The 23,418-nt window shown below is 51.5% G+C and carries 24 protein-coding genes and 1 pseudogene; 17 read left to right on the top strand and 8 right to left on the bottom strand.

Features of this window, described 5'->3' with window-relative positions; translation table 11 throughout:
- Positions 1 to 38: 38 nt before the first annotated feature.
- The 6 genes from CEK71_RS11530 to CEK71_RS11505 all read right to left on the bottom strand — a co-directional run bounded on the left by CEK71_RS11530 (position 39) and on the right by CEK71_RS11505 (position 3,805).
- Positions 39 to 1,646 (bottom strand): NAD+ synthase, encoded by a 1,608-nt coding sequence (locus tag CEK71_RS11530; RefSeq protein ID WP_088619523.1) that lies wholly within the window; start codon positions 1,644 to 1,646, stop codon positions 39 to 41.
- A gap of 389 nt (positions 1,647 to 2,035) precedes the next feature.
- Entirely contained in the window at positions 2,036 to 2,290 is a 255-nt protein-coding gene (locus CEK71_RS11525; protein WP_088619522.1) for a type II toxin-antitoxin system RelE family toxin, read from the bottom strand.
- The gene (locus CEK71_RS11520; protein ID WP_088619521.1) at positions 2,287 to 2,487 is read right to left on the bottom strand and encodes a hypothetical protein; all 201 of its coding nucleotides are present in this window, start codon (positions 2,485 to 2,487) and stop codon (positions 2,287 to 2,289) included. Before CEK71_RS11520 ends, CEK71_RS11525 begins: the two co-directional genes overlap by 4 nt.
- A gap of 211 nt (positions 2,488 to 2,698) precedes the next feature.
- Positions 2,699 to 2,914 (bottom strand): type II toxin-antitoxin system HicB family antitoxin, encoded by a 216-nt coding sequence (locus CEK71_RS11515; RefSeq protein WP_088619520.1) that lies wholly within the window; start codon positions 2,912 to 2,914, stop codon positions 2,699 to 2,701.
- A gap of 3 nt (positions 2,915 to 2,917) precedes the next feature.
- Complete coding sequence (locus CEK71_RS11510; protein ID WP_088621589.1) at positions 2,918 to 3,106, bottom strand: type II toxin-antitoxin system HicA family toxin; 189 nt, start codon at positions 3,104 to 3,106, stop codon at positions 2,918 to 2,920.
- 267 nt (positions 3,107 to 3,373) lie between these two features.
- Positions 3,374 to 3,805 (bottom strand): hypothetical protein, encoded by a 432-nt coding sequence (locus tag CEK71_RS11505; protein ID WP_088619519.1) that lies wholly within the window; start codon positions 3,803 to 3,805, stop codon positions 3,374 to 3,376.
- A gap of 615 nt (positions 3,806 to 4,420) precedes the next feature.
- Between CEK71_RS11505 and cyoE the strand changes: the two genes are divergently transcribed.
- The 6 genes from cyoE (at position 4,421) to CEK71_RS11475 (ending at position 11,052) form a co-directional block, all read left to right on the top strand.
- Complete coding sequence (gene cyoE, locus CEK71_RS11500) at positions 4,421 to 5,308, top strand: heme o synthase (RefSeq protein WP_088619518.1); 888 nt, start codon at positions 4,421 to 4,423, stop codon at positions 5,306 to 5,308.
- Entirely contained in the window at positions 5,305 to 6,327 is a 1,023-nt protein-coding gene (locus CEK71_RS11495) for a glycosyl transferase family protein (protein ID WP_088619517.1), read from the top strand. Before cyoE ends, CEK71_RS11495 begins: the two co-directional genes overlap by 4 nt.
- Positions 6,328 to 6,575: 248 nt before the next feature.
- Positions 6,576 to 7,535, top strand: a complete 960-nt coding sequence (locus CEK71_RS11490; protein ID WP_088619516.1) for a glycosyltransferase family 2 protein — start codon at positions 6,576 to 6,578, stop codon at positions 7,533 to 7,535.
- Between the two features lies 1 nt (position 7,536).
- Positions 7,537 to 8,469, top strand: a complete 933-nt coding sequence (locus tag CEK71_RS11485) for a glycosyltransferase family 2 protein (protein ID WP_088619515.1) — start codon at positions 7,537 to 7,539, stop codon at positions 8,467 to 8,469.
- A gap of 7 nt (positions 8,470 to 8,476) precedes the next feature.
- Positions 8,477 to 9,325, top strand: coding sequence for a sulfotransferase family protein (locus CEK71_RS11480; RefSeq protein ID WP_088619514.1), 849 nt, complete (start codon positions 8,477 to 8,479; stop codon positions 9,323 to 9,325).
- Positions 9,325 to 11,052: an arsenate reductase/protein-tyrosine-phosphatase family protein gene (locus CEK71_RS11475; RefSeq protein WP_088619513.1), complete on the top strand. Its 1,728-nt coding sequence runs from the start codon at positions 9,325 to 9,327 to the stop codon at positions 11,050 to 11,052. The genes CEK71_RS11480 and CEK71_RS11475 overlap by 1 nt, the downstream gene beginning before the upstream one ends.
- Positions 11,053 to 11,107: 55 nt before the next feature.
- Here the strand turns inward: CEK71_RS11475 and CEK71_RS11470 are convergent, their stop codons facing one another.
- Entirely contained in the window at positions 11,108 to 11,314 is a 207-nt protein-coding gene (locus CEK71_RS11470) for a hypothetical protein (RefSeq protein WP_157679157.1), read from the bottom strand.
- A 122-nt stretch (positions 11,315 to 11,436) separates the two neighbouring features.
- On the opposite strand from CEK71_RS11470, the pseudogene CEK71_RS24310 reads away from it, so the two are divergent.
- The 11 genes and pseudogenes from CEK71_RS24310 to CEK71_RS11415 form a co-directional block, all read left to right on the top strand.
- Positions 11,437 to 11,556 (top strand): annotated as a pseudogene (locus tag CEK71_RS24310) (IS701 family transposase); the annotation flags it as partial.
- A gap of 457 nt (positions 11,557 to 12,013) precedes the next feature.
- Positions 12,014 to 12,382, top strand: a complete 369-nt coding sequence (locus CEK71_RS11465) for a hypothetical protein (RefSeq protein WP_088619512.1) — start codon at positions 12,014 to 12,016, stop codon at positions 12,380 to 12,382.
- 52 nt (positions 12,383 to 12,434) lie between these two features.
- Positions 12,435 to 12,833 carry an RHS repeat domain-containing protein gene (locus CEK71_RS11460; protein ID WP_157679154.1) on the top strand — a complete coding sequence of 133 codons (399 nt, stop codon included), beginning with the start codon at positions 12,435 to 12,437 and terminating at the stop codon, positions 12,831 to 12,833.
- Positions 12,834 to 12,921: 88 nt separating this feature from the next.
- Entirely contained in the window at positions 12,922 to 13,266 is a 345-nt protein-coding gene (locus CEK71_RS11455; protein WP_088619510.1) for an acid-shock protein, read from the top strand.
- Between the two features lie 473 nt (positions 13,267 to 13,739).
- Positions 13,740 to 15,122 carry an NAD-dependent succinate-semialdehyde dehydrogenase gene (locus CEK71_RS11450; RefSeq protein WP_088619509.1) on the top strand — a complete coding sequence of 461 codons (1,383 nt, stop codon included), beginning with the start codon at positions 13,740 to 13,742 and terminating at the stop codon, positions 15,120 to 15,122.
- Between the two features lie 20 nt (positions 15,123 to 15,142).
- The gene (locus CEK71_RS11445) at positions 15,143 to 15,991 is read left to right on the top strand and encodes an oxidoreductase (RefSeq protein WP_088619508.1); all 849 of its coding nucleotides are present in this window, start codon (positions 15,143 to 15,145) and stop codon (positions 15,989 to 15,991) included.
- A 450-nt stretch (positions 15,992 to 16,441) separates the two neighbouring features.
- Positions 16,442 to 17,425: a zinc-dependent alcohol dehydrogenase family protein gene (locus CEK71_RS11435; protein ID WP_088619506.1), complete on the top strand. Its 984-nt coding sequence runs from the start codon at positions 16,442 to 16,444 to the stop codon at positions 17,423 to 17,425.
- 275 nt (positions 17,426 to 17,700) lie between these two features.
- Positions 17,701 to 18,339 (top strand): HAD family hydrolase, encoded by a 639-nt coding sequence (locus tag CEK71_RS11430; RefSeq protein WP_088619505.1) that lies wholly within the window; start codon positions 17,701 to 17,703, stop codon positions 18,337 to 18,339.
- Positions 18,340 to 18,601: 262 nt separating this feature from the next.
- The gene (locus CEK71_RS11425) at positions 18,602 to 18,988 is read left to right on the top strand and encodes a DUF302 domain-containing protein (protein WP_088619504.1); all 387 of its coding nucleotides are present in this window, start codon (positions 18,602 to 18,604) and stop codon (positions 18,986 to 18,988) included.
- A 110-nt stretch (positions 18,989 to 19,098) separates the two neighbouring features.
- Positions 19,099 to 19,869, top strand: coding sequence for a PRC-barrel domain-containing protein (locus CEK71_RS11420; protein ID WP_088619503.1), 771 nt, complete (start codon positions 19,099 to 19,101; stop codon positions 19,867 to 19,869).
- Positions 19,870 to 19,926: 57 nt separating this feature from the next.
- The gene (locus CEK71_RS11415; RefSeq protein WP_088619502.1) at positions 19,927 to 22,290 is read left to right on the top strand and encodes a phosphoketolase family protein; all 2,364 of its coding nucleotides are present in this window, start codon (positions 19,927 to 19,929) and stop codon (positions 22,288 to 22,290) included.
- 186 nt (positions 22,291 to 22,476) lie between these two features.
- Here CEK71_RS11415 and CEK71_RS11410 read toward each other — a convergent pair whose 3' ends face one another.
- The gene (locus CEK71_RS11410; RefSeq protein WP_088619501.1) at positions 22,477 to 23,409 is read right to left on the bottom strand and encodes a homoserine kinase; all 933 of its coding nucleotides are present in this window, start codon (positions 23,407 to 23,409) and stop codon (positions 22,477 to 22,479) included.
- Positions 23,410 to 23,418: the final 9 nt, after the last annotated feature.

Genomic DNA, 23,418 nt, shown 5'->3' with positions numbered 1-23,418 from the left:
CCAAGCCGAAGTTGCCGCCCCAAGCAAACACCCCCACCTTACCCCCGATACCCCGAAGTAATCGGATAACGCCTATCCCGGCCAAACGCCCGCCCGGTGATCTTAATCCCCGGCGGCGATTGGCGGCGTTTGTATTCGTTCCTGTCCACCAAGCTAATCGCCCGCGCCACGTCTTCGGGGCGGAAACCGGCGGCGATGATGTCCTCAGCGGCTTGGTCCAGTTCGACATAACGCTCCAAAATAGGGTCTAGTACCTCATAAGGCGGCAGCGAGTCTTCGTCTTTTTGGTCGGGGGCGAGTTCTGCCGAGGGCGGACGGGTGATGACCCGCTCCGGGATAACCGGGCTTACACTGTTGCGGTAGTTCGCCAATTGGTAGACCAGCAATTTCGGCACGTCTTTAATCGGCGCGAAGCCGCCCGCCATATCGCCGTACAGGGTCGCATAACCAACGCTCATCTCGCTTTTATTGCCCGTGGTCAACAACAGCTTGCCTTGTTTATTGGACATCGCCATTAACACCACACCCCGGCAGCGGGCTTGGATATTCTCTTCGGTGGCATCTTTGGCCGTTCCGGCAAATACCTCGGCCAACATACCCGTAAACGCCTGCACGGCAGGTTCGATGGGGATGCTATGGTACTTAACGCCTAAAGCCTCGGCCTCTAAGACCGCATCGGTATTGCTCATATCATGGGTGTAACGCGACGGCATCAGCACCGCTTCGACCTTATCCGCGCCCAACGCGTCCACCGCCAACGCTAAGACCAGCGCCGAGTCAATCCCGCCCGATAGCCCCAATATAGCCCCTTGGAAGCCGTTTTTACGCACATAGTCGCGAACGCCCAACACGAGGGCGTGGTATTCGCTGACCACCTCCGGGTAAGGCTCTGTGCAAGCCGCCGCTTGCGGGTGGCCGCCGATAAAGTCGACCACGCTGAGTTGTTCGGCAAATTCGGCGGCACGGAACACCACCTCGCCTTGGGCATCAGCGACAAACGACGCGCCGTCAAAAATCAACTCGTCTTGGCCACCGACTTGGTTAACATAAACTAAAGGGATACCCGCCGCTTTGACGTGCCCGCACACCACCGCTTCGCGTTGCCGGACTTTCCCGGCATGATAGGGCGAGGCGTTCAGGGTCAGCACCAGTTCCGCCCCGGCGGCGCGGGTGGCTTCGATAATGCCGTCACGCCAGACATCTTCGCAAATGGTCAGGCCGATAAACGTGCCGTTAAACTCGAATACGCAAGGGCTATGTCCGGCCTGAAAATAGCGTTGTTCGTCGAACACGCCGTAATTGGGCAAGGCCTGTTTGCGGTAACGTGCCAGTACCGCGCCTTGGTGCAAAACCACTGCGCTGTTATAGAGCTTATCGCCGTCCAACTCAGGGAAGCCGATGACTACGGCAATGCCGCTCACCCGCTCGGCGACTTGGTAAATGGCGTTATTGGCGGCGGCGATAAAGTCGGCACGGAGCAACAAATCTTCGGCGGGATAGCCGATAATGCTCAGTTCGGGGAAAACGACAAGTTCGGCCTGTAAATCATCCCGCGCCGTGAGGGCGGCGGCGATAATGGCCTCGACATTGGCGGCGATATGGCCGACCAAGAAATTAGTTTGGGCTAGGGCGATTTTTAAGGACATAAGATAAGAGGTTGGCTAAGTTTGTCGGGCGGGCAAAAGGTCATGGCGTTATTATAGCCTTGTTCGTGGGGCTTTGGGTGTTATCGATACCAGGGCGGCATAGAGCGGAGAGCAAAATTCTTTAGCTTTTGCACGATGACGTGTGGCCGTGTGTACCAACGCCTGTCACTTGCTTACGGCCAAGTTTTCGGTTTTTATTGAGAGAAGCGCGAGTATCCTGCCCACTGGTTGCGGTCAAGATGACCGCGCTCCAAAAAATTGAAAACTTATACAGAAGCCAGAAGCCAAATGCTTCAAAGCCACATATCAATAACAATCCTCAAAAGGTACGCACAGCGTACCCTACCTAAACCCACCCCAATCTTTCTTGTTGCCAGCAGCGGGCCATTTTAAGCAATAATTTTGTCGTAGTCAGCATGGGAACCGATCCAAATCCATTGGATGCCACCCGGAGCATCAATGCCAATAGCCCGATAATTTTGTCCCACGCGCACCGACCAAAGCTCTTCGATTCGTTTCAACTGAAGAGATGGATGCCGGGGATTTTCTTTCAGCAATTCGTAATTTTTATCTGCAAGCTCCCGAATTTCGCTGGGAAGCCGCCCATACAGAACCCAAAAGTCGGATGAGGTAAAATGCTTCAAAGTTCGCGGGCCTTCCCTTGGGCAAATTCTTCCCTAGCCTTTTCAATCAGCTTATTAAATTTCCCCGCCCGAAAATCCGATTGAATTTGCTTATCCCACAGTTCATTTTCAAGCCCCAAAAACCAATCACGGAATTTTGTAAACTCTTCTTTAGGTAAATTACGGACGCGTGTTTCAAGCTCTTCAACTTCACTCATATTGGCCGCTCCTTAATAAAAGCTGAAATTATACCCGTTATTTAGACCACTGCCACTCACGAGAAATACCATTATGGTTGCCCAACGTTACGGTGAGGGGCTGACGCTAGCGGAAGCTAAACGAAGCCGCCGAACATTGATAAAAAATGAAATGTCAAAACTGCCAACGGGCGGCGCGTCCCTTTTGGGCTTGAAAGTCTTTACAGCACAATTAAGCGGCGGCAAGCTCGCAATATTCAACGACAGTTGAAGGGATAGGGATAGGCAAACCGTCCTCCCGCAAACCGTCAAGATGAAACGTGATAGCCTCACGGATGTTCTGCTCTATTTCGTCAAGCGAAGCCCCGGTAGAAACACACCCCGGAAGGTCAGGCACATAAGCGGAATAATTGCCTTCGGCTTGTTCAATGATGATTGCGTAACGCATAGTTTACCCCTTTAATTGCGCTTGCTTAAGAATACTGTTTAACGTTGCAGGAGCCACATCATCGCTTGGTTTGCCGGGAACGGTTACGCGCCCAGATTTTACAGGGTGTTTGAACGGGAAATGGCTACCGCGTGTAGCTACAAGATACCAGTCATCTTTGGCAAGCAGGCTCAAAATTTCTGAATCTTTCATTTTAACCTTGGCGGCCTGGACTTCCTGAGCCGCTATGCCTCGATGCGGCACTTTTGGCGATAGCAAACCCTGAAATTGCTGGCAGAATCAGCAGTTGTAGGAAACGCTGTGTGTGCCATTGTCACGGATCAACAACAAACATCAAAAGGTACGCACAGCGTTCCCTACCCGGCTAAAGCCGCTCAACGCAAAGCTCAGCGGGCAAGCGATAGAGAAGCTCCGATAGAGCGTTAGGTTAGGGTTACGCGTTGGTAAAAATTTTGCGTATTATCGCGATTCATGCTCTTTTTTCTGTAAATAATTTTTATACTGTTTTTCTAATTTTACTTTTGGATTATTCAGAATTTTTAAAAATGTTGCTTCATCTCGAATTGAGTTTCGCCAAAATTTATGCTCAGTTGCCCACCTATAACAAAGTTGTTGCTCACTAGTTAATTTTGGAGGTTTACCTTGCTTTTTATAAACCTGAGTTGAAAAAGTTAAATCCGTATTTTTAGATGCTCCAGCTTTATTTTTATAATTTAATTTTTGCTTCTTATTTCCTAAAGCTAATGTTATTGAAGTTACAACAACGAACACAAACATTCCGAGTACAATCTGCCAGCCAAAATACCATACTATGAATAAAAGAGCTGCTATCCGTCGCATAGTCGGAAAAACAATAACACAGATCAAAATAATCGATAAAATCCCACTCATAACAAAAATCCATCCATACACTCATGGGAGAACGCAATTTAAAGCTTGGCTTAAAAATGAAAGGCAGCTAAAAACAAAATTTGAATTATTTGTCCAGTCATTGCCCAACGAAGTAGACAGCCTAATTGACGCAAGATATTGCGGCATCCATTTGTCTATAGTTCTTTAAAGATGCAAAGTTTCTTTTCTTTTATAAGGTTAGCAGAATTTAGCACATCCGATAACTTATGCAATACCCGCCAGACAATTTATCTGTTCATAAACTTAAGTCGTTGACTTTTCGTCGACGTAATCGGATAACGCCTATCCTGCCCAAACGCCTTCCGGTAATTACATCCCTCAGTGACGATTGGCTTGCTCCTACCCAACACGCCAAAATAGCCCCCAGCAGTTCACAAGGCTGCAACGCTTCGTTTTTTTTCGTCGATGGCAAATTCCGCCCGAAGGACAACGAAACGGCCTCTACGGGATAACCAGCCTTAACCCAATCAGCCAATATTCGTCACGCTTACGGCGTTATGCCGCCAAATCGCCCCCTTAAAAGCCCCGCCACTTTCCATAACCCCCACTTCCCTGTATTCTATAAAAAATCATTACCCTGTTGACGCTTATACCATGTCTAGCCAAACCCCCGATATTTCCTGGAAAAACTATCTCACCCTTTGTAAACCTAACGTGGTTCTGGAAATGCTGTTCACCGCCGTGGTCGGCATGTTACTGGCTGTGCCCGGTATGCCGCCGTTGGCCACTGTTTTTTACAGTACCTTAGGCATTGCCTTGGCCGCCTCTTCTGCCGCCGCGATTAACCATTTTATCGACCGTAAGGCCGATGCGCAGATGACCCGCACCGAAAACCGCCCCTTGCCGAAGGGCAATCTGACCGCGACTAATGTCATGGCCTTTGCGGTGGTGTTGGGAGTCAGTTCGATGCTGATTTTAGTGTTCTTGGTGAATACCCTGACCGCTATCCTGACGTTTTTGTCGCTGTTCGGTTATGCGATTGTCTATACCTTATATTTAAAACGCGCCACCCCGCAAAATATCGTCATTGGCGGGGCGTTTGGCGCGACGCCGCCGCTGTTGGGCTGGTGCGCGATGACCGATAGCGTCCATCCTTATGCGTTGCTGTTGGTGCTGATTATTTTCGTCTGGACCCCACCGCATTTTTGGGCACTGGCGATTGCCCGCCGTGAGGAGTACGCTAAGGTCAATATCCCGATGTTGCCGGTCACCCACGGCGTGGAATTTACCCGCTTGCAAATCCTGTTATATACCGTGTTATTATTTATCGTTACGGTGTTGCCATACTTAACGGGCATGAGCGGGCTGATTTATTTGGGTACTGCCATCCCGCTCGGCTTGTTCTTCATTTATCTGGCGGTGCTGATGATGCGCACCAAAGACAATAAAACGGCCATGAAGACCTTTGCCTATTCGATTGTCTATATCACCGTCTTGTTTGCCGCCTTACTCATCGACCATTATTTTCTCCTGACGCTATGACCACTTTTACCCATCACGAAGAAACCCCGTACGAAGAGCATCCCTTTGCGGAAATTGTCCGCATTCTCGGCAAAGGCAAAAAAGGCTCCAGACCGTTGACCCAAGAAGAAGCTTTCCGCGCCATGCGCATGATTTTGGCGGACGACGTGCTGCCTGTGCAGTTGGGGGCGTTTTTAATGCTGATGCGGGTTAAGGAAGAAACGCCGGAGGAATTGGCGGGTTTTGTTCAAGCGGCGTGGGAGTCGTTCCATATCAGCAATGACGGGCTGGTGGATTTGGACTGGTCATCGTATGCAGGTAAGCGGCGGCATTTGCCGTGGTTTCTGCTCTCGGCCTTATTATTGGCGGAGAACGGCATCAGTGTGTTTATGCACGGAGCCAGCGGCCATTCGGCGGGGCGGTTGTATACCGAAAATATGCTCGGTTATCTCGGCTTAAGCCCGGCGCAATCGCTAGCGCAAGCGCGGCAACAATTGCAGGAACAGCGTTTTAGCTATTTGTCTTTAGAACATTTTTGCCCTAAATTGCATGAGATTATCGAGCTGAGGCCAATTTTAGGCTTGCGCTCGCCTGTGCATACTTTGGTCAGGTTACTTAACCCGTTTAATGCCGCGTACAGCATCCAAGGCATTTTCCATCCCAGTTACCGTCCCGTCCACCAACAAGCCGCCGCCTTATTACAACAGCCGCACATGGCGGTGTTAAAAGGCGAAGGTGGCGAGACTGAGCGCAACCCGGATATGGAATGCTTGGTGCAAAGCGTCCACCACGGCGAGTTAAGCGACGAGCTGTGGCCTGCCCTATTCCCGCGCCGCCATATCAAGCCCGAAGAATTGGACCCTAAGCAATTGGCTCAGCTTTGGCAAGGCGGGTATAGCGATGAGTTCGCGCAAGCGTCGGTGATCGGCACGGCGGCGGTGGCTTTAAAGTTATTGGGTAAAGCCGATAGCCAACAGCAGGCGCAAGAATTGGCGACCGCCTACTGGCAGGCCAGGGATAAGCAAAAGTTTACCCACTAAAATGCCCCATCCCTTATAAAACCTCCGCCACGGAGCCGTGCATCGGCTTCGTGGTAAAGCACTTTCCCGTCAAGAATCGGTGACAGAAAAAGTGTATTTTTGCCTAAATTAGGCTACATGGACTTTGCGCGGACAGATACCTAACGTACAATTTAAAGCAGTTTAATCGGCGCAGATGAGAGATTTTCCCTAACAGCCACACCCCGTTTATCTATCCCACCAGCAGAAAAATAGCCCTATCCGCCGCCATGAAATACGACATTGCCGTTGCCGTACCGACTTATAACCGTGCCGAGTATCTCGAAGAAGCACTGGAGGCTATCTTAGGACAAACCTATCCGGCAACCGAGATTATTGTTGTCGATGACGGCTCGACCGACCATACCCCCGACATACTGGCCCGTTATGGCAAACGGATAACCGCCATCCGCATTACCAATTCAGGCTGTACAGTCGCGCGGAAAACGGCGGTCGACGCGTCAAGCAGCCCTTGGCTGGCCTTTTGCGACAGCGATGACATTTGGTTGCCGCACCATCTTGAGCGGCGGGTCACCTTATTGGAAAAGTATCCGGCGGTGGATTTTAGCTTTGCCAATGGCCAATTCTTTGGCCCGACCGCCGTCGATAGCTGCATTTACGATTATGCCCCGGCAGGTTGGTGGGAAAACTTAGGGGTAGCCAATGCCGACCAATGCCTATTATTAGACCAAGGCTTCTATGTGCCCCTGTTGCGCTTTAATCCGGCTTGGCCCAGCACCGTGCTGCTGAGCCGGGCTTTATATGATAAAGTGGGCGGCATTGATCCGCGCTACGCTTATATGGTGGCAGAAGACGGCGACATCATGCGCAAAGCGGTTTTGCATGGCACGACGTTGTGCGATTTTGCGGTCACTGTCCGGCAACGGCGACATGCCGGCAACACCTCCGGTTCAGAACTAAAATCGCGGCTCGGCAAATACCAGATTTTGCAAAATCACATCCAGTTGGCCATTGCCCCTGAACACTGGCACACGGACATCGACAACGCCATTGCGGAAACCTTGAATGATGCGCTGACCATGGCGTACTATGCTGAGGATAAGCCCTTGATGCGGGATATTGTCAGTAAACTGGGCCTACGCCGCTTGTCCGGTAAAAACCGCTTACGCTGTCTTGCCAGTATGCTGCCGCCTACTTTCCTTAACTTTTATCGCCAGATTAAACCGTAACATGGATATTGCCGTCGCCATCCCCACCTACAACCATGCCGAACTGCTCAGGGAGACACTGGATGCCATCTTAAACCAACGTTATCCGGCGGCGGAAATTATGGTCGTTGACGACGGCTCCACCGACCATACCCCGGCGGTGCTGGCCGAATACGCCCCACGCGTCAAATCCCTGCGTATTGCCAATAGCGGCCCCAGTATGGCGCGTAAAATGGCGGCGGAAGCCACCACCAGCCCTTGGCTGGCTTTTTGTGACCATGACGATTTATGGTTACCCGAACATCTTGAGCGGCGCGTGGCCTTGTTAAACCACTATCCGCAAGCCAATTTCAGCTTTGCCGACGCAGAGTTTTTCGGCCCAGGCGCCCGGCCTGGTGCGCGGATATTTTCCGATGATGCCCCGAAGGGATGGTGGGAAGCCTTAGGAACGGCCAATGCCGACAACTGCTTGGTTTTAGACGGGCAATTTTATCGGCAGTTACTGGCCTTTAATCCGGCTTGGCCCAGCACCACCGTGCTGAGCCGCGAGCTATATAACCAAATTGGCGGCATTGACCCGCGCTATTCGCGCCTAGTCAATGAAGATGCCGACATGACCCGCAAAGCGGTTTTGCACGGGCAAACGGTATGCGATTTTACTATCACCAGCAGGCAGCGCCGTTATGTCGGCAATACATCCGGTTCCGTCTTAAAAAGTTTACTGGGCAAATGCCAGATTTTAGAAGACCATATCACCTTGGGCATAGCCCCCGCCGCTTGGCACGGCGACATTAGGCAGACCGTTCAAGCGACCTTGCAGGAAGCCTTTCTGGCGGCCTATTATGCCGAAGACCAGCCCAGCCTTAAGCGCATTGCGCAGCGTTTGGGCATTACCCATTTATCGCTAAAAAACCAGTTGCGTTTTTTAGCCTTGTCGTTGCGTACCTTGTTTTAAGCCGACCATGCACCCACTGATCACTACCCTTAAATACCACCCGCTGACGGTAGCCATCTGCAAAGCCTATTACCAATGGCGCTGCCGAAACTTGCAGAAAATTATTTTTGTCGCCACCACCGGGCGTAGCGGCACTATGACCTTAGCGGAAGTTTTTAACCATATCCCAGGCTGTCATGCCGAACACGAGCCGTACCCGACCATGAGTGAGGATATACTCAAAGCCAAGGCCGCTGGCGACGAAGCTGTCGTCCGCGCCGAATATTGGCAAAAAAAAGCCATCAACCTCAGGCGCGGTGCGGCGGGCTACGCTTTTTATTGCGAAGCCAACCATTTGTTCATTAAAACGTATATTGAATACGCCTTAGCCGATTTTGGCGATAAGCTCGCCGTCATCCATTTAATCCGCGATCCGGTCAAAGTCGCCAACTCCATTTATGCCTTACAGGATTTTCCCGGTACCGAAGAAGGCAACAAATGGTGGTTGGACTATACCGCTGCAAGTAACCATATCCGTATCGCCGAGGTTCTGGATAATGACCCGGAATTTAAGCACCCTTTCTACAAAGGCTTATGGTATTGGTATGAGATGGAGGCACGCATTGCCCACTGGCGGCAAGCCTTACCGAATGTCCAGTTTGTCGAATTCCAGACCGAAGACTTTAACGATCCGCAAAAAACCTGCCGATTGCTTCGTGAATTAGGCGTAATTTTTGACGAAGCGGCGTTGCTGACAAAAATCAGCGCCCCAGCCAATACCCGCGAACACCAAAAAGTCTCCCATCCCTTGCCGATGGAACAGGCCATTGCCATGAACGCGCAATTCCAACGTTTTTTAGCCGCTAAGGGGTTCTGATGGCCGTGCACCGCCGCGTTTTAGTCTTAGATGCCGACATGATCGCTTGTCTAAGCATCGTCAGATCTTTAGCCCGCCATGGCATTATTTGCGATATAGCCGCCAGTACCGGCCTAGCGACCTTAAGCCAGTATTCGCGCTACGCCGGACAGTTGTTCCGCCACCCTAACCCCTTAAGCGATGCCGACGGGTTTGTGGATTTTATCGCCGGGCATTTGCAGTGCCATACTTATGATTTGGTGATTCCCGTCACCGAGCGCAGCCTCATACCGCTAGCGCACAGCACCAAAATGCAGCCGTGGGTGGACATTCTGGCAATCGCCCCACGCGATAGCCTAAATAAGGTTTTAGATAAAGAACAGACCATGGCTGTAGCGCAGCAATGCGGGGTCGTCATACCGCTAAGCCAAGCCGTCGATAGCGTCGCCGACATCCAGCGCCTATTGCCGGATTTAAGCTTTCCGGTAGTGTTAAAGCCAGGCCGCTCCATCCCCAATGCCGACAGCCGCCAGCAACTGAGCGTCGCCTACGCCTTTAACGCCACCGAATTGCTGGAATTGGGCGCGGCTTTGCTCAGCCATTGCCAAGTTTTAGTGCAAAGCTATAGCCTAGGCATCGGCACAGGCATCGAACTGCTGGCCGACCACGGCGAAATCGTCTACGCTTTTCAACACCAACGCCTGCATGAAGTACCGTTGACGGGCGGCGGCAGCAGTTTCCGCAAAAGCATCGCCGTCGACCCCGACTTGTTAGCGGCGGCGGCACGGCTGATAAAAGCCTTAAACTGGCATGGCGTGGCGATGGTCGAATTTAAGTGGCAACCGGACACGGGTGCGTATACCCTGATGGAGATTAACGGGCGGTTTTGGGGGTCATTACCGCTGGCCTGCGCGGCAGGCGCGGATTTTCCGTGGCTGTTATACCAACTCTGGGTGGACGGGCAACGCCCCGCCACCCAGACTTATCGCCCTGCCATTTATTGCCGGAAACTCGCCAGCGATATTTACTGGTATGAGCAGGTGTTCAGACGCTCGGAAGAGCCGCGTCTATTCGCCTACCCCAGCACCGGGCAACTGCTCAAGGACGCGCTGTGGGTCTTGCACCCTAGCCGTCATGCCTTTGACGTGCAACAATGGCGCGACCCCTTGCCGGGGCTGATGGATATAGTGCAGATTGCCCAAGCGTATTATCAGCGCGTGGCGGGCTTATTGGCGCAGAAATGGCAAGTTAACAAGCACCGCTCCGCCGCCATGCAAAACCGCTTGGCACAACGGCTTAAGCAAGCCGATAAGGTACTGTTTGTCTGTTACGGCAACATCAACCGCAGTGCCGTCGCGCAGGTTCTCGCCGAACAAATGCTGGCGGACGCGGGCATCCGGTTTGCCTCCGCCGGATTCCATCCTGTTGCGGGCCGTCCGGCGGATGCCACTATGGTCAAGGTCGCCGCCGAACAGGGCGTGGATTTATCCGCTTGCCGCTCGAAAATCTTGGATAGCGCCATGCTTGCCGAGGCAGATGTGGTATTTGTTATGGAATTGGCCCAACTTAGCCGCTTGCAAGCCGCCTTCCCCGGCACGGCGGACAAAAGCTTTTTGTTGGGAACATTAAATCCGGCGCAGGCTTTGGAAATTGCCGACCCGTATAATAAAGCCCCCACCGCCTATCAGCACTGCTTCACTGTCATCAAGACAGCGCTCGGCTGCTGGGCGGAAGGCTTAAGAAGATAACCTTACCCTTAAATTCCTCATCACAACGCGATTTACAGATCAGCCATACCGCAGGTTACTTAACGGTCATCATTTTGCTGCCCGCCCCACTGCTGCTGGCGGCCATCGTTCTGCTGCCCGCCGCCCCACTGCTGCTGGCGGTCATCATTTTGCTGCCTGCCCCACTGCTGCTGACGACCATCGTTCTGCTGCCCGCCCCACTGCTGCTGCCGACGGTCATCGTTCTGTTGCCCACCCCATTGTTGCCGCTGGCGGTTATCATCCCGATCTTGCCAACCTTGATGCCAACCGTTCTGTGGATGCCGCCAACCCCAGCCCTGGGTGGGGTGGTTCGTCCATGAATAACCAGGGCCGGGTTGCGGATAACTAGGGCGGTTATAGCCTTTCAAGCTCGAATGCCTGAAGATAAAACATAAAACCAATCATTTCGCTATGCGGGCCAAGCTGTTCGTCAAGGCCAACCAAATGGCTTATGAAGAGTTGCAAAAACTAAGGGCTGCGTAACATCAGTAATTTATGTAGTCTGTTATGGACTTGCATTTTACTGACACTGCTTGTTACTGAAGATCAGGCAAGCGTAATAAATTGGTTTAAAGCCTATTCAATTGCGGATTCAAACGCATTTGTTATCAAAGTATGCTTATTATGGGGTGTTATTGCCGCGTTGTTTGTTTATTTTTTCAAAGAATTTTTTATGTGCAAACGTAAAAATTGAGATATAAAAGTAAAGCCGATAAATGCCGAGGCGGTTATAGGGGACAAGACTTTCTGATGAAGCTTATCCAACGGCGGAGTCGCGGCAAGGCGTGACAGCTACCGTCCGCCATGCCACAAGTATTGGACGGACGGGGCGCGATCTGACTTGGGAGACTTTTCAAAAAGGCTGGAATAAAGTGCAGGCTTCCCGAAGAGAGCGTATTGACGAAGTAATGATAATACTTGAAGATGATAATATTTTCCCATGGCCATGATTAATTATGACCCAGATGATAGCGATTATGTGGAAATTCTGGCGGCACTGCCCAGTAATCGCCTCCTCGCTTTGCTACAGGAAGTATTTAGGCAACGCGATTACAAGCTTGCTCACACTGAATTTGAAGTAAGACGCTGGTTTGTTGTAGAGCATAGTGGCATTTTAGATCCCAATACAGGCTATTTAAAAGCGGAATGTTTACTGGATCCTGAATATTTGGCATTGCCACTGACTGTTTTTACTAATGAGACCGAGTTTTTGCACAATGGTATTTGTATTGAATGCGGTTTGGAACTGACATGCTCTGAAAAATTAGCTTTATGTCCATTTTGTGGAACTGTGACAGAGTGTACTTAAGCAAAGGAAAAGGAACCCCAAACACTTCAAACTGACCACCGAAGACGGCACTGTGTACTTCCTCACCGAAGGCGTGGGTTTGGAGAAAGTCCAAGACCCGTTCGGCAATACCCTGACCTACAGCAAAAACGGTATTGTCCACAGCGCCGGACTCAGCGTCGCCTTCCAGCGCGACGGCCAAGGCCGCATCACCCGCATCACCGACCCCCAAGGCCAAAGCCTCCAGTACAGCTACACCCCCCAAGGCGGACTCGCCGCCTACACCGACCCGCGCGGCGTCACCACCGCCAGCCAAGACTACGACGGCCAAGGCCGCCTCACCGCCGTTTGGCATGGTTCGCCTATGTGCGTTGGCAAACAGACTGTTTTGAGCGGAACGAAGATCATAGCGACGCAGATGCGCAATAACCTTGTTATTAGTATTGGAAGCCCATCTGTAGAGAGTTTTTGATAAATCTAGCGGACACGCTAACCGAGAAAAGATTTGGCGTGGACGGACGTGGCTTATCACTTTTTAACTTCATTCAGAGAAAAAAATCATGACTAAAAATATCTACTTGGGTTTGGCTTTGGCAATTTGTATGGGCGTTATGTCTGCGTCAGTGTTGGCGGAAGTTATTCCCGCACCTGTACAACCTGAGCAAATCACGGCACCTGCAACAACACCCGTTGAACATAAAGCAGCTGCCGCACTGAATTTAAAACACGCCCAATACTATTTGGGCTTGGCTAAACATCATCGCTCAGTGGGTGCAGTGTATCAAAGTAACGGTCAACGTATTTTAGGCGATAGACAAGAAGCCATCGCAGTGCATGAAGACGCATTGGCAAAAGAATATGAACAAACAGCCGCCGAACATGAAAAAGTAGCCAACCCTAAGTAACCCGACTACTGAGATTGCCGGGGGCAAGACAAGCCTTGGGGTTTGTTCTGACCCTAACACACTCAAGGCGGCTATTATTTACTGATATTAATTGGAGAAGTGCCATGCCCCAAAGTCACAACTTAGCTGTTGGCCTATTTTGGGCAGCACTTTGGTCAGGACGCTATCATCCGTTACGAAACAGCACTTAAAGCCCATAAATTTCTACTTATCGCTCACGGAATATTGGCTGAAGTAGAACAGGCAAAAGCCATTCTACTATAAAACCAAGCTAAAGCAGCAGAAGTCCATAAAGCATTGCTAGCTAAATGATGGCTTAATCCTAAATTGTATCGGCGCTTTTAAAACAGGATTCTAAGAAACCAATGGGGCAGTTGGTTATTTTGGCTAAACTAAAAAGCTTGGCAAACCCACATAACCTTCACCGTACCCACTGACGCAATCATTACGATCAGCAAGACAGAGGAACTCTCATGACTTATCAAAGTATCAATCCCTACAACGGTAACACCCTAAAAACGTTCGACGCACTCACTGACCAACAGCTTGAAACGGCGCTGACAACAGCTTCGGCTTGTTTTGATACCTGGCGGCAAACGACCTTTGCCGAACGGGCGACGATTGTTGCCAAAGCGGCAGTGCTGATGCGCGAACAGAGTGAGCAGTTTGCAACGCCAATGACTTTGGAAATGGGCAAACTGATTGCCCAGTCGCATGGTGAGGTCGTGTTGAGCGCCGACATCCTCGATTATTATGCCCAACATGCCGAACATTTTTTGGCAACTGAACATCTCACACCTAGCACGGGTGAAGCGATGGTGGTGAATGAGCCACTGGGGGTATTGTTTGGCATACAGCCTTGGAATTTCCCCTATTACCAGCTTGCGCGTTTTGCTGCCCCTAATCTAATGGCGGGCAATGTGGTCATGGTGAAACATGCGTCCTGTGTGCCGCAATGCGCGATAGCGTTTGAAAAGCTCTGGTTGGATGCAGGCGCACCCATCGGTGCGTACACCAATTTATTGATTTCCCATGATCAGGTCAACCGGGTCATTGATGATCCTCGGATAAAAGGCGTAGCCTTAACAGGTAGCGCACAAGCCGGAAAGAGTGTTGCCGCGCGGGCAGGGCTAAATCTTAAAAAATCGACCATGGAACTCGGTGGAAGCGATGCGTTTATCGTGCTTGATGATGCTGATCTCGACAAAACCGTCGCATGGGCAGTTTGGGCGAAGATGAACAATAATGGCCAATGCTGCGTCGCGGCAAAACGTTTCATCGTTGTCGATGAATTGGCGGACCGGTTTCTGGAAAAATTTAGCGCGGCATTGGCCTTGCTCAAATGTGGCGACCCAATGGATATAGCAACCACATTAGGCCCATTATCGACCGAAGATGCCCTGCAACATCTGTTAGCGCAAGTAGAACTGGCCGTTGCGCACGGCGCTATTGTGTTGATGGGCGGCAAACGGATTGACCGTCCAGGCGCGTTTATGCAGCCGACCATCCTCACCCATATTCAACCCGACAACCCTGCCTATAATGAAGAATTTTTTGGCCCCGTCGCGCTCTTTTTTCGGGTCAAAGATGAAGATGAAGCCGTGATATTAGCCAATGACTCCCATTTTGGGCTAGGCGGCTCTATTTTTACCCAAGATGTCGAATGGGGAAAATTTGTCGCCAGCCGTATCGAAACCGGCATGGTGTTCATCAATCATCCGACCTGGACAACCTCAGACTTACCGTTTGGTGGCATCAAAAATTCCGGTTACGGGCGGGAGCTTTCCCATCTGGGCATTCAGGAATTCGTCAACAAAAAACTGATTCGAGTTGATGCGATTGACGCATCCGCATAACACCACAAGGATAAATTGCAATGACAACGACAAACAACGACAAACCTGTTTGGTTTATTACCGGTTGCTCAACGGGTTTTGGCCGCGAACTTGCCAGCCATGTACTGGAACTGGGCTATCGCACCGTAGTGACTGCGCGTGATCCTGATGCCATTAAAGATTTGGCTGAATTAGGCGATGCTTTGGTGCTTAAACTTGATGTGACCGATCATGTTCAAGCCGAGGCGGCAATAAAAGCCGCTGAAGACGCCTTTGGGCATATTGATGTTTTGGTCAACAATGCGGGCATCGGCTATTTCGCCGCTGTGGAAGAAAGCGAAGAAGATGAAGTGCGGAAAATGTTTGATGTCAATTTCTTTGGCCTGTGCCGCATGATTCATGTGGCTTTGCCGACCATGCGTAAACGTCGGAAAGGTTTTATCGTCAATTTATCCTCCATTGCAGGGCTGACCGGATTACCGTCCTTAGGTTATTACAACGCCACTAAATTTGCCGTGGAAGGTCTGTCCGATGCGCTGTGGCAAGAAGTGGAACCCTTGGGGATTAAAGTGATGGTCGTTGAACCTAGCGGTTTCCGAACCGATTGGGCAGGCCGGTCAGCCAATGAAAGCCAGCACGTTATTGACGATTATGCGAAGACCGCAGGTAAATGGCGTAAAAATATCCGCGCCATTTCCGGCAAACAGTCGGGCGACCCGCTACGCGCCGTCCATGCCATCGTCCAAGCGGTCAATTCCGATAATCCGCCGCATCATTTGCTCTTAGGTAATGACGCTTTTGAAGGTGCAAAAGCCAAACTTGCCAGTTTGCAGAAAGAGTTTGCCGCGTGGGAAACAGTGACCCGTGGTGCGGATTTTCCAAAAGATTAACGTTTAATAACTGACGTTACGCAGTAACGTCGCTTTACCCCCGTTTGCCGCGCCGAGCATCGCAGGTTTTGTCGGGATCAGCCCGAATACCCATAGGGCATAAAGGGGCGCGGCAGGGATGCCGCGCGTCGGCAGGTGCACCCAAGGGCATAAAGGCAGGAGCCCACTCTGCCGACCCCCGACAAAACCGAGAAGCGCAGGATCAAGCGGCAATCGGGCCGCCTTTTCTTTGGATACTTTCTTTTCGACTGCAAGGATGCAGGAGGTAGAGCAATGCCACCTCAGGGTGGTCTGGAGACAGAGCAATTGCCGAGGCGGAGCAAAAGAAAGTATCTCGCCTTCGGGTGCGAGAACCCGATTAAAAAAATCGTCGCGGTAGCGACTCATTATTGTTTTTTTTAAATTGCAGAATGTGTCTGCGTAACATCAATTAATAAGCGAAAACAGACTATGTATGCCATGGTGTTAAAACAAGCCCATTCTGCTTTGGAATGGACAGAGCTTCCTGACAGGCAACCGGAATCTGGTGAAATTCGTGTCAAGGTGCTGGCTTGCGGCGTTTGCCGTACCGATTTGCATGTCCTTGACGGTGAATTACCCCACCCCGTTTTTCCCATCATTCCTGGACACGAAATTATCGGACGTGTAGATGCTATTGGCACTCATGTCACAGGTTTTCAACTTGGTGAACGGGTGGGTATTCCTTGGCTGGGGCATACCTGTGGCAACTGCCCTTATTGTTTAACGCACCATGAAAACCTCTGTGATAAGCCCTTATTTACCGGATACACGCGCGACGGCGGCTTTGCGACTAAGGTAATAGCCGATGCCCGCTTTGCATTGCCCTTGGGTGAAAGGGGTAGTGATATAGCGTTGGCGCCGCTGCTGTGCGCAGGACTGATTGGTTGGCGTTCGCTCGTTATGGCAGGCGAGGGTAACAAACTGGGGCTTTATGGTTTTGGTGCGGCTGCCCATATCGTTGCGCAAATCGCCAACTGGCAAGGCCGCTCGGTGTTTGCGTTTACCCGGCCTGGAGATATAACGGCACAATGTTTTGCCCGGCAACTCGGTGCTGTTTGGGCGGGTGGCTCGGAAGAAATGCCACCAGAGCCACTGGATATTGCCATCATCTTTGCTACTGTGGGAGAACTGGTGCCGCTGGCATTAAAAGCTGTCCGCAAAGGTGGGCGGGTTGTCTGCGCAGGAATTCACATGAGCGATATTCCTAGTTTCCCCTATCAGCTATTGTGGGAAGAGCGGCAACTGGTGTCGGTTGCCAACCTCACCCGGCAGGATGGCCTTGATTTTCTGCGTCTCGCACCTGAGATGGGCATTGTCACCCAAACAACCGCCTATCCACTCAAGCAAGCGAACCAAGCCCTTGCCGACCTGCGGGCAGGCCGGTTTGTCGGTGCGGCGGTTCTTGTGCCATAAATACGGCGTTGCTGAATATATACTTCAAACGGTCAAGTTTTCGGTTTTAGGATTAACCGTTCGCCCTGAGCCTATCGAAGGGTGGACGGTTAATCCGTTCGTGGTGTACCTGCCGGGAGCCTGACCGCATCCGCCTGCGAGTCGCCGCAAGGTCTGTGTGTTGCTGGCGGGAAGCCGCTTTGGAAATATCGACCAACTTACCACCTCAGCCCCGCCCTATTGCCGGTTCGGGGAATCAACAATGAAAGACGGTAAACAGCATTGACGGAGGCCAAATGAACAAAGACATTACGGCATTATTTTTGGATATCGGCGGTGTCCTGCTCACCAACGGCTGGGACCATCTTGCCCGCAAACGCGCGGCAACGAATTTCAAACTGGAATGGGCCGAGATGGAAGATAGGCATGGCCTGAACTTCGCCACCTATGAGGAGGGCAAGCTCAGCCTGGAAGACTATCTGAGCCGGACGGTTTTCTATGAGGAGCGTCCGTTCACACGGGAACAGTTCCGGGAATTCATGTTCGCGCAGTCACACGCGCTTCCCGAAATGATCGGGCTGGTCCGCAAACTGAAAGCAAGATATGGCTTGAAAATTGTCGTGGTCAGCAACGAAGCACGAGAACTGAATGAACACCGGATTCATCAGTTCAAGCTGAACAGTTTCGTGGATTTTTTTGTTTCCTCCTGCTTTGTCCATCTCCGCAAGCCCGACACGGACATTTTCCGGCTTGCCCTAGACCTCGCCCAGGTGCCGACCGGACAGATCATCTATATCGAAAACACCCTGATGTTCGCCGAGATCGCGGAAGGTTTAGGAATCCGCAGCATCCTGCACACGGATTACCCGTCCACCTGCGCACAATTGGCCGCCTTCGGATTGCCGTATGACGAGGGTGTCAGCCATGAAACCTGATAACCCACGCATCCTGACGGTTAATGCGCGGCGGCTCAAAACATAACATATACGTTAGTCTCAGTGCAACAAAAGGAAAATTATGATGAATCATACAGAGGGTTGGATGACCGGCATGATGGGCGGAGGAATGTGGGTTTGGACGGTCATCGGTGTGCTGATGGTCGTCCTGTTGGCCGCCCTGATTAATCAAACTGTCTAAAAAATAATTCCGCGCACACCGCCCTGTTAATTAAGTGAACTATCAATCGGAGGCCATTTTATGCTAGTCAAATTATTTACTGATAAAACCGTAACAGAAGCGGCGGCGGCCTTGCAAGATGCCGTCCAGGCCAATCATTTTGGTGTCATGCAGGTGCATAACCTCAAAGAGACTATGAACAAAAAGGGCGTGGAATTCAACAGCGAATGCCTGATTTTTGAAGTATGTCACCCGCAACAGGCCAAAAAAGTGCTTGAGCAAGACATGAGCGTCTCCACTGCCTTGCCCTGCCGAATCAGCATTTACGAGGAGGGAGGTAAAACTGTTCTGGCGACATTAAAACCAACCACTCTTCTGGCCATGTTTAACGTGCCGCAACTGGAAGTAGTGGCTCGGGATGTGGAAAACACCATTGTAAAAATCATGAAGGAAGCGGCATCAGACTGATTGATCACACTGGCCGCTGTGGATAAAAGCAGAGCTATTGTTCAAATACGACGGCCAGTTGATCGACAACAGCGTACAAAAATCAAACTCAAAAAACTAGGATTACTACCATGCTAAACAAAGCCAAAACCCTGCGCGGTTATACCTTACACGGTCTCGATGGAAAAATAGGCAAGGCCAAAGAATTTTATTTCGATGACCATTATTGGACGGTACGCTATCTCGTCGCTGATACGGGAAATTACTTATTGGGCCGGCAAGTGTTGATCTCCCCGTATGCGTTGGTCGGTGTCGATCAAAAGGACGAATACATTACAATCAGTTTGACCAAAAAACAGATTGAGGACAGCCCCGCCTTGAACACTGACCAACCTGTCTCACAGCAATTCGAGGAGGCGTACTTCCAATATTATCGGTGGCCGCAATATTGGGACGGCCCCTACGACTGGGGGCAATTTGCTGCCATTGAGCGTGATCCTGAAAAAAGGCTAACGTGCAACCAAGGCGGGAAAGCCTGGGATTCGCATTTGCGCAGTACGCATGATGTCAGCGGCTATCACATCCAGGCGACCGACGGCGATATAGGGCATGTTGATGATTTTATCATCGACGATGCGACTTGGACGATCCGTTATCTGGTGATTGATACCAACAACTGGTGGCCTGGAAAAAAGGTGCTGATTGCGCCGCAATGGATTGAGCGCGTTAGCTGGAACGAATCAACCGTCTTCGTCGGCCTTCCCCGCGAGATCATCAGAGAATCACCGGAATTTACTGATGCGTCTGAGCTGACGAGAGACTATGAGATTGGGCTGCATCGCCTTTACGACCGCCAAGGCTACTGGGTTGATGAAGATGGCACTAAGAATAAGTTGCCTTGAAACCAAAGATAAAGCTTTGCGCCATCCGTCTTAATTTTTATACAGGAAATGTAGACCTTGAAAACTAACACACTCACGCCAGAACTGCTCCAAAAAATTGATGCCTATTGGTGTGCCGCCAATTATCTGTCGGTCGGCCAGATTTATCTTTTCGACAATCCCTTGTTAAAGCGGCCACTGCTGCTTTCAGACATTAAGCACATGCTACTGGGCCACTGGGGTACGACCCCCGGACAGAATTTCATTTATGTGCATTTGAACCGGATTATCAAAAAATTCGACCTCGATATGATTTACGTCTCCGGCCCCGGTCATGGTGGCCCTGCCGTGGTGGCCAATACCTATCTTGAAGGTACTTACAGCGAAATCTATCCCGACATCAGCCAGGACGAGGCTGGCCTACAAAAGCTTTTCCTCCAATTTTCTTTTCCGGGCGGCATTCCCAGCCACGCCTCGCCGGAGTGTCCAGGCTCGATCCACGAAGGCGGGGAGTTGGGTTATTCGCTCAGCCATTCGTTCGGCGCGGTGTTCGACAATCCTGATCTTATTGTGGCTTGTTGTATCGGCGATGGCGAGGCGGAGACGGGGCCTCTGGCAACCGCTTGGCAATCGAATAAATTTCTCGATCCCATTACGGATGGTGCAGTGCTGCCTATCCTGCATCTCAACGGTTACAAAATCGCCAACCCTACCGTGCTTGCACGCATAGAGCCGGAAGAATTAGACCAGTTTTTACGCGGCAATGGCTGGACACCTTATTACGTCGAAGGGCATGAGCCGGCATTGATGCACGAGGCGATGGCCGCGACACTCGACGTGGTGGTGGAAGAAATCCAACGCATCCGGCACGAAGCCCGCGTCAACGGCAACACTATGCGCCCGCGCTGGCCTATGATCGTCCTTAAATCACCGAAAGGCTGGACTGGGCCGACATGGGTGGACGGCCTGCAAATTGAAGGGACTTTCCGGGCGCATCAGGTACCGCTTTCCGACCCTTCCGCCCATCCTGAAAATCTAAAACTGCTGGAGAACTGGTTGCGGAGCTACCGACCGGAAGAGTTGTTCGACACAGAGGGCAAACTGAAGCCGGAACTGGCTGAACTCGCGCCCAAAGGCGACCGCCGCATGGGGGCAAATCCTCACGCTAACGGCGGTATGCTGCTACATGATCTGATTATGCCGGATTTTCGTAACTATGCCGTTAACGTGCCGTCGCCCGGATCTGTTAAGGCTTCTGACGCGCATGAACTCGGCGTGTTTCTCCGCGATGTCGTCAAGCTTAACCTTGAGCAGCGCAATTTTCGGATTTTCGGTCCAGACGAAACACTTTCCAATCGTCTGGGCGCAGTGTTTGAGGTGACCAACCGGCAATGGGATGCCAGGGAGCAGGACAACGATGAGTTCCTCGCCCCGGACGGGCGGGTCATGGAGATGTTGAGCGAGCATCAATGCGAAGGCTGGCTCGAAGGTTATCTGCTCACGGGCCGGCACGGCCTGTTCAATTGCTACGAAGCGTTTATCCACATCATCGATTCGATGTTCAACCAACACGCCAAATGGTTGAAAGTCACCGCCGGGCTAGCGTGGCGACGGCCGATCGCCTCGCTGAATTATCTGTTGGCCTCGCATGTCTGGCAGCAGATGCACAACGGCTTTACCCATCAAGACCCCGGTTTCATAGATCACGTCGTCAACAAAAAAGCCTCGGTCGTGCGGGTTTATCTGGCACCGGATGCCAACTGCCTGCTCTCAATCTGGGACCATTGTTTACGCAGCCGCCATTATGTCAATGTCGTGATCGCGGGCAAGTATCAAGCCCCGCAATGGCTAACGATGGAGGAAGCTATCAAACATTGCACCGCCGGCATCGGCATTTGGCAATGGGCGAGCTGTGACGCAGGCGTTGAACCCGATGTGGTCATGGCTTGCTGCGGCGATGTGCCGACGCTGGAAACGCTTGCTGCCGTGTCCATCCTGCGCGGGCGTTTGCCCGATTTGAAAGTCCGCGTGGTCAACGTCGTCGATCTGATGAAATTGCAGCCGCAACTCGAACATCCTCATGGCATGAGTGACACCGATTTCGACACGCTTTTCACTAAGGACAAACCGGTCATCTTCGCCTTCCATGCTTATCCATGGCTGATCCATCGGCTGACTTACCGCCGCACCAATCACGACAATATCCATGTCCGTGGTTACAAAGAGGAAGGCACCATCACCACGCCCTTTGACATGACGGTACTGAATGATCTGGACCGCTTCCATCTGGTGATGGACGCCATTGACCGTTTGCCACAGACCGGCGATCTAGGTATCAGCCTAAAGCGGGATCTCAAAGATAAGCTAGTCGAACACAGACTGTACATCAACAAATATGGCCAGGACATGCCGGAAATCCGCAACTGGAAATGGCAAGGGTGAGACGATTATGGCGCTCAGAATCATTGAAAAGCTGTATCGGGAAAGCAGGCGTTTTTGCCCCCATACTCATCAGACCTTAACCCTATCGCACACAAATGGGCACAGCTTAAATCCCCGCAACCAAGCACGATGTTCCGTTGACGACCTCTTCACTGAGGCCGTTGCAGGACATCTTTTTATATCGGATTAGCTATAGCGGTGCGCTTGCCGATACTGGCAAAGCAGTTGCCGGAACACCCCAGGGTCTTTATTTTGGGTGATTGCGCCGGAACGGGGATGAAGCTGATGGACCAGACGGGATAACCAAAAACGCAAGGCGGCGGCACGGAGCAGAGTTGGCCATAAACGCCTTTCTAATGTGTGCAAAGGCCTCAGCGTTTCATATCCCGCCAAGAGCGCGGCTAATTTGGCACCATTCACTATGCCGTCATCATGACACCAGTCGGCGGCGGCTATGGCAAGGTCCAACAACAGCACCCCCTTACCCGCACTGTAAAAGTCCAACAAACCGCTCAGCTTATCGCCGACAAACAGGACATTATCCCTGAACGGGTCAGCGTGGATCAGTCCGGTCGGTAGCCCCGCATGGCTGTTTGCCGCTTGGAAAGCCAGTTCCTCGTGGATGACTGCCAAGTCCGCTGCGGCAAGTTGTCCGGCAATTTTTGCGAACAGGTGCAGATAACCCGGCAGATCATGGTTTCTGGCGATAGGGAAACCGTAATCTTGGGTATGTTGGTGCAGACGGGCTAAATGCCAGCCGATTTGCCGGCAATGGGTCATACCCGGCTTGAGTACGGCCCGGCCTGGGCAGCGGCGGAACACCGCCGCGTGCTTATGGTTAAGCAGGCGCAGGTGCTGGGCTTGCCGATCAGGCAGGGGGTAAGGGCAAGGCAAACCTTGTGCGGCCAAGTGGCCTAACAAGTCCATAAAATGCGGCAAATCACTGGCGCTTATCGATTCAAACACGGTCAGGACAAATTCGCCTTCTGAGGTGCTGACCCAATAATTGGTGTTGTCGATACCGTCTGTGATGCCGCTAAAGCCTAAGACTCGGCCTAACGGATAATGGCTGAAAAACGCGTTGATTTGGGCGGGGCTGACGACGGAGTAGACGGACACGGGAACCTA

It is taken from the genome of Methylovulum psychrotolerans, assembly GCF_002209385.1.
Lineage (GTDB): Bacteria > Pseudomonadota > Gammaproteobacteria > Methylococcales > Methylomonadaceae > Methylovulum > Methylovulum psychrotolerans.
The sequence above is the reverse complement of the archived record's forward strand: the minus strand, read 5'-3'. Positions and strand labels throughout refer to the sequence as shown.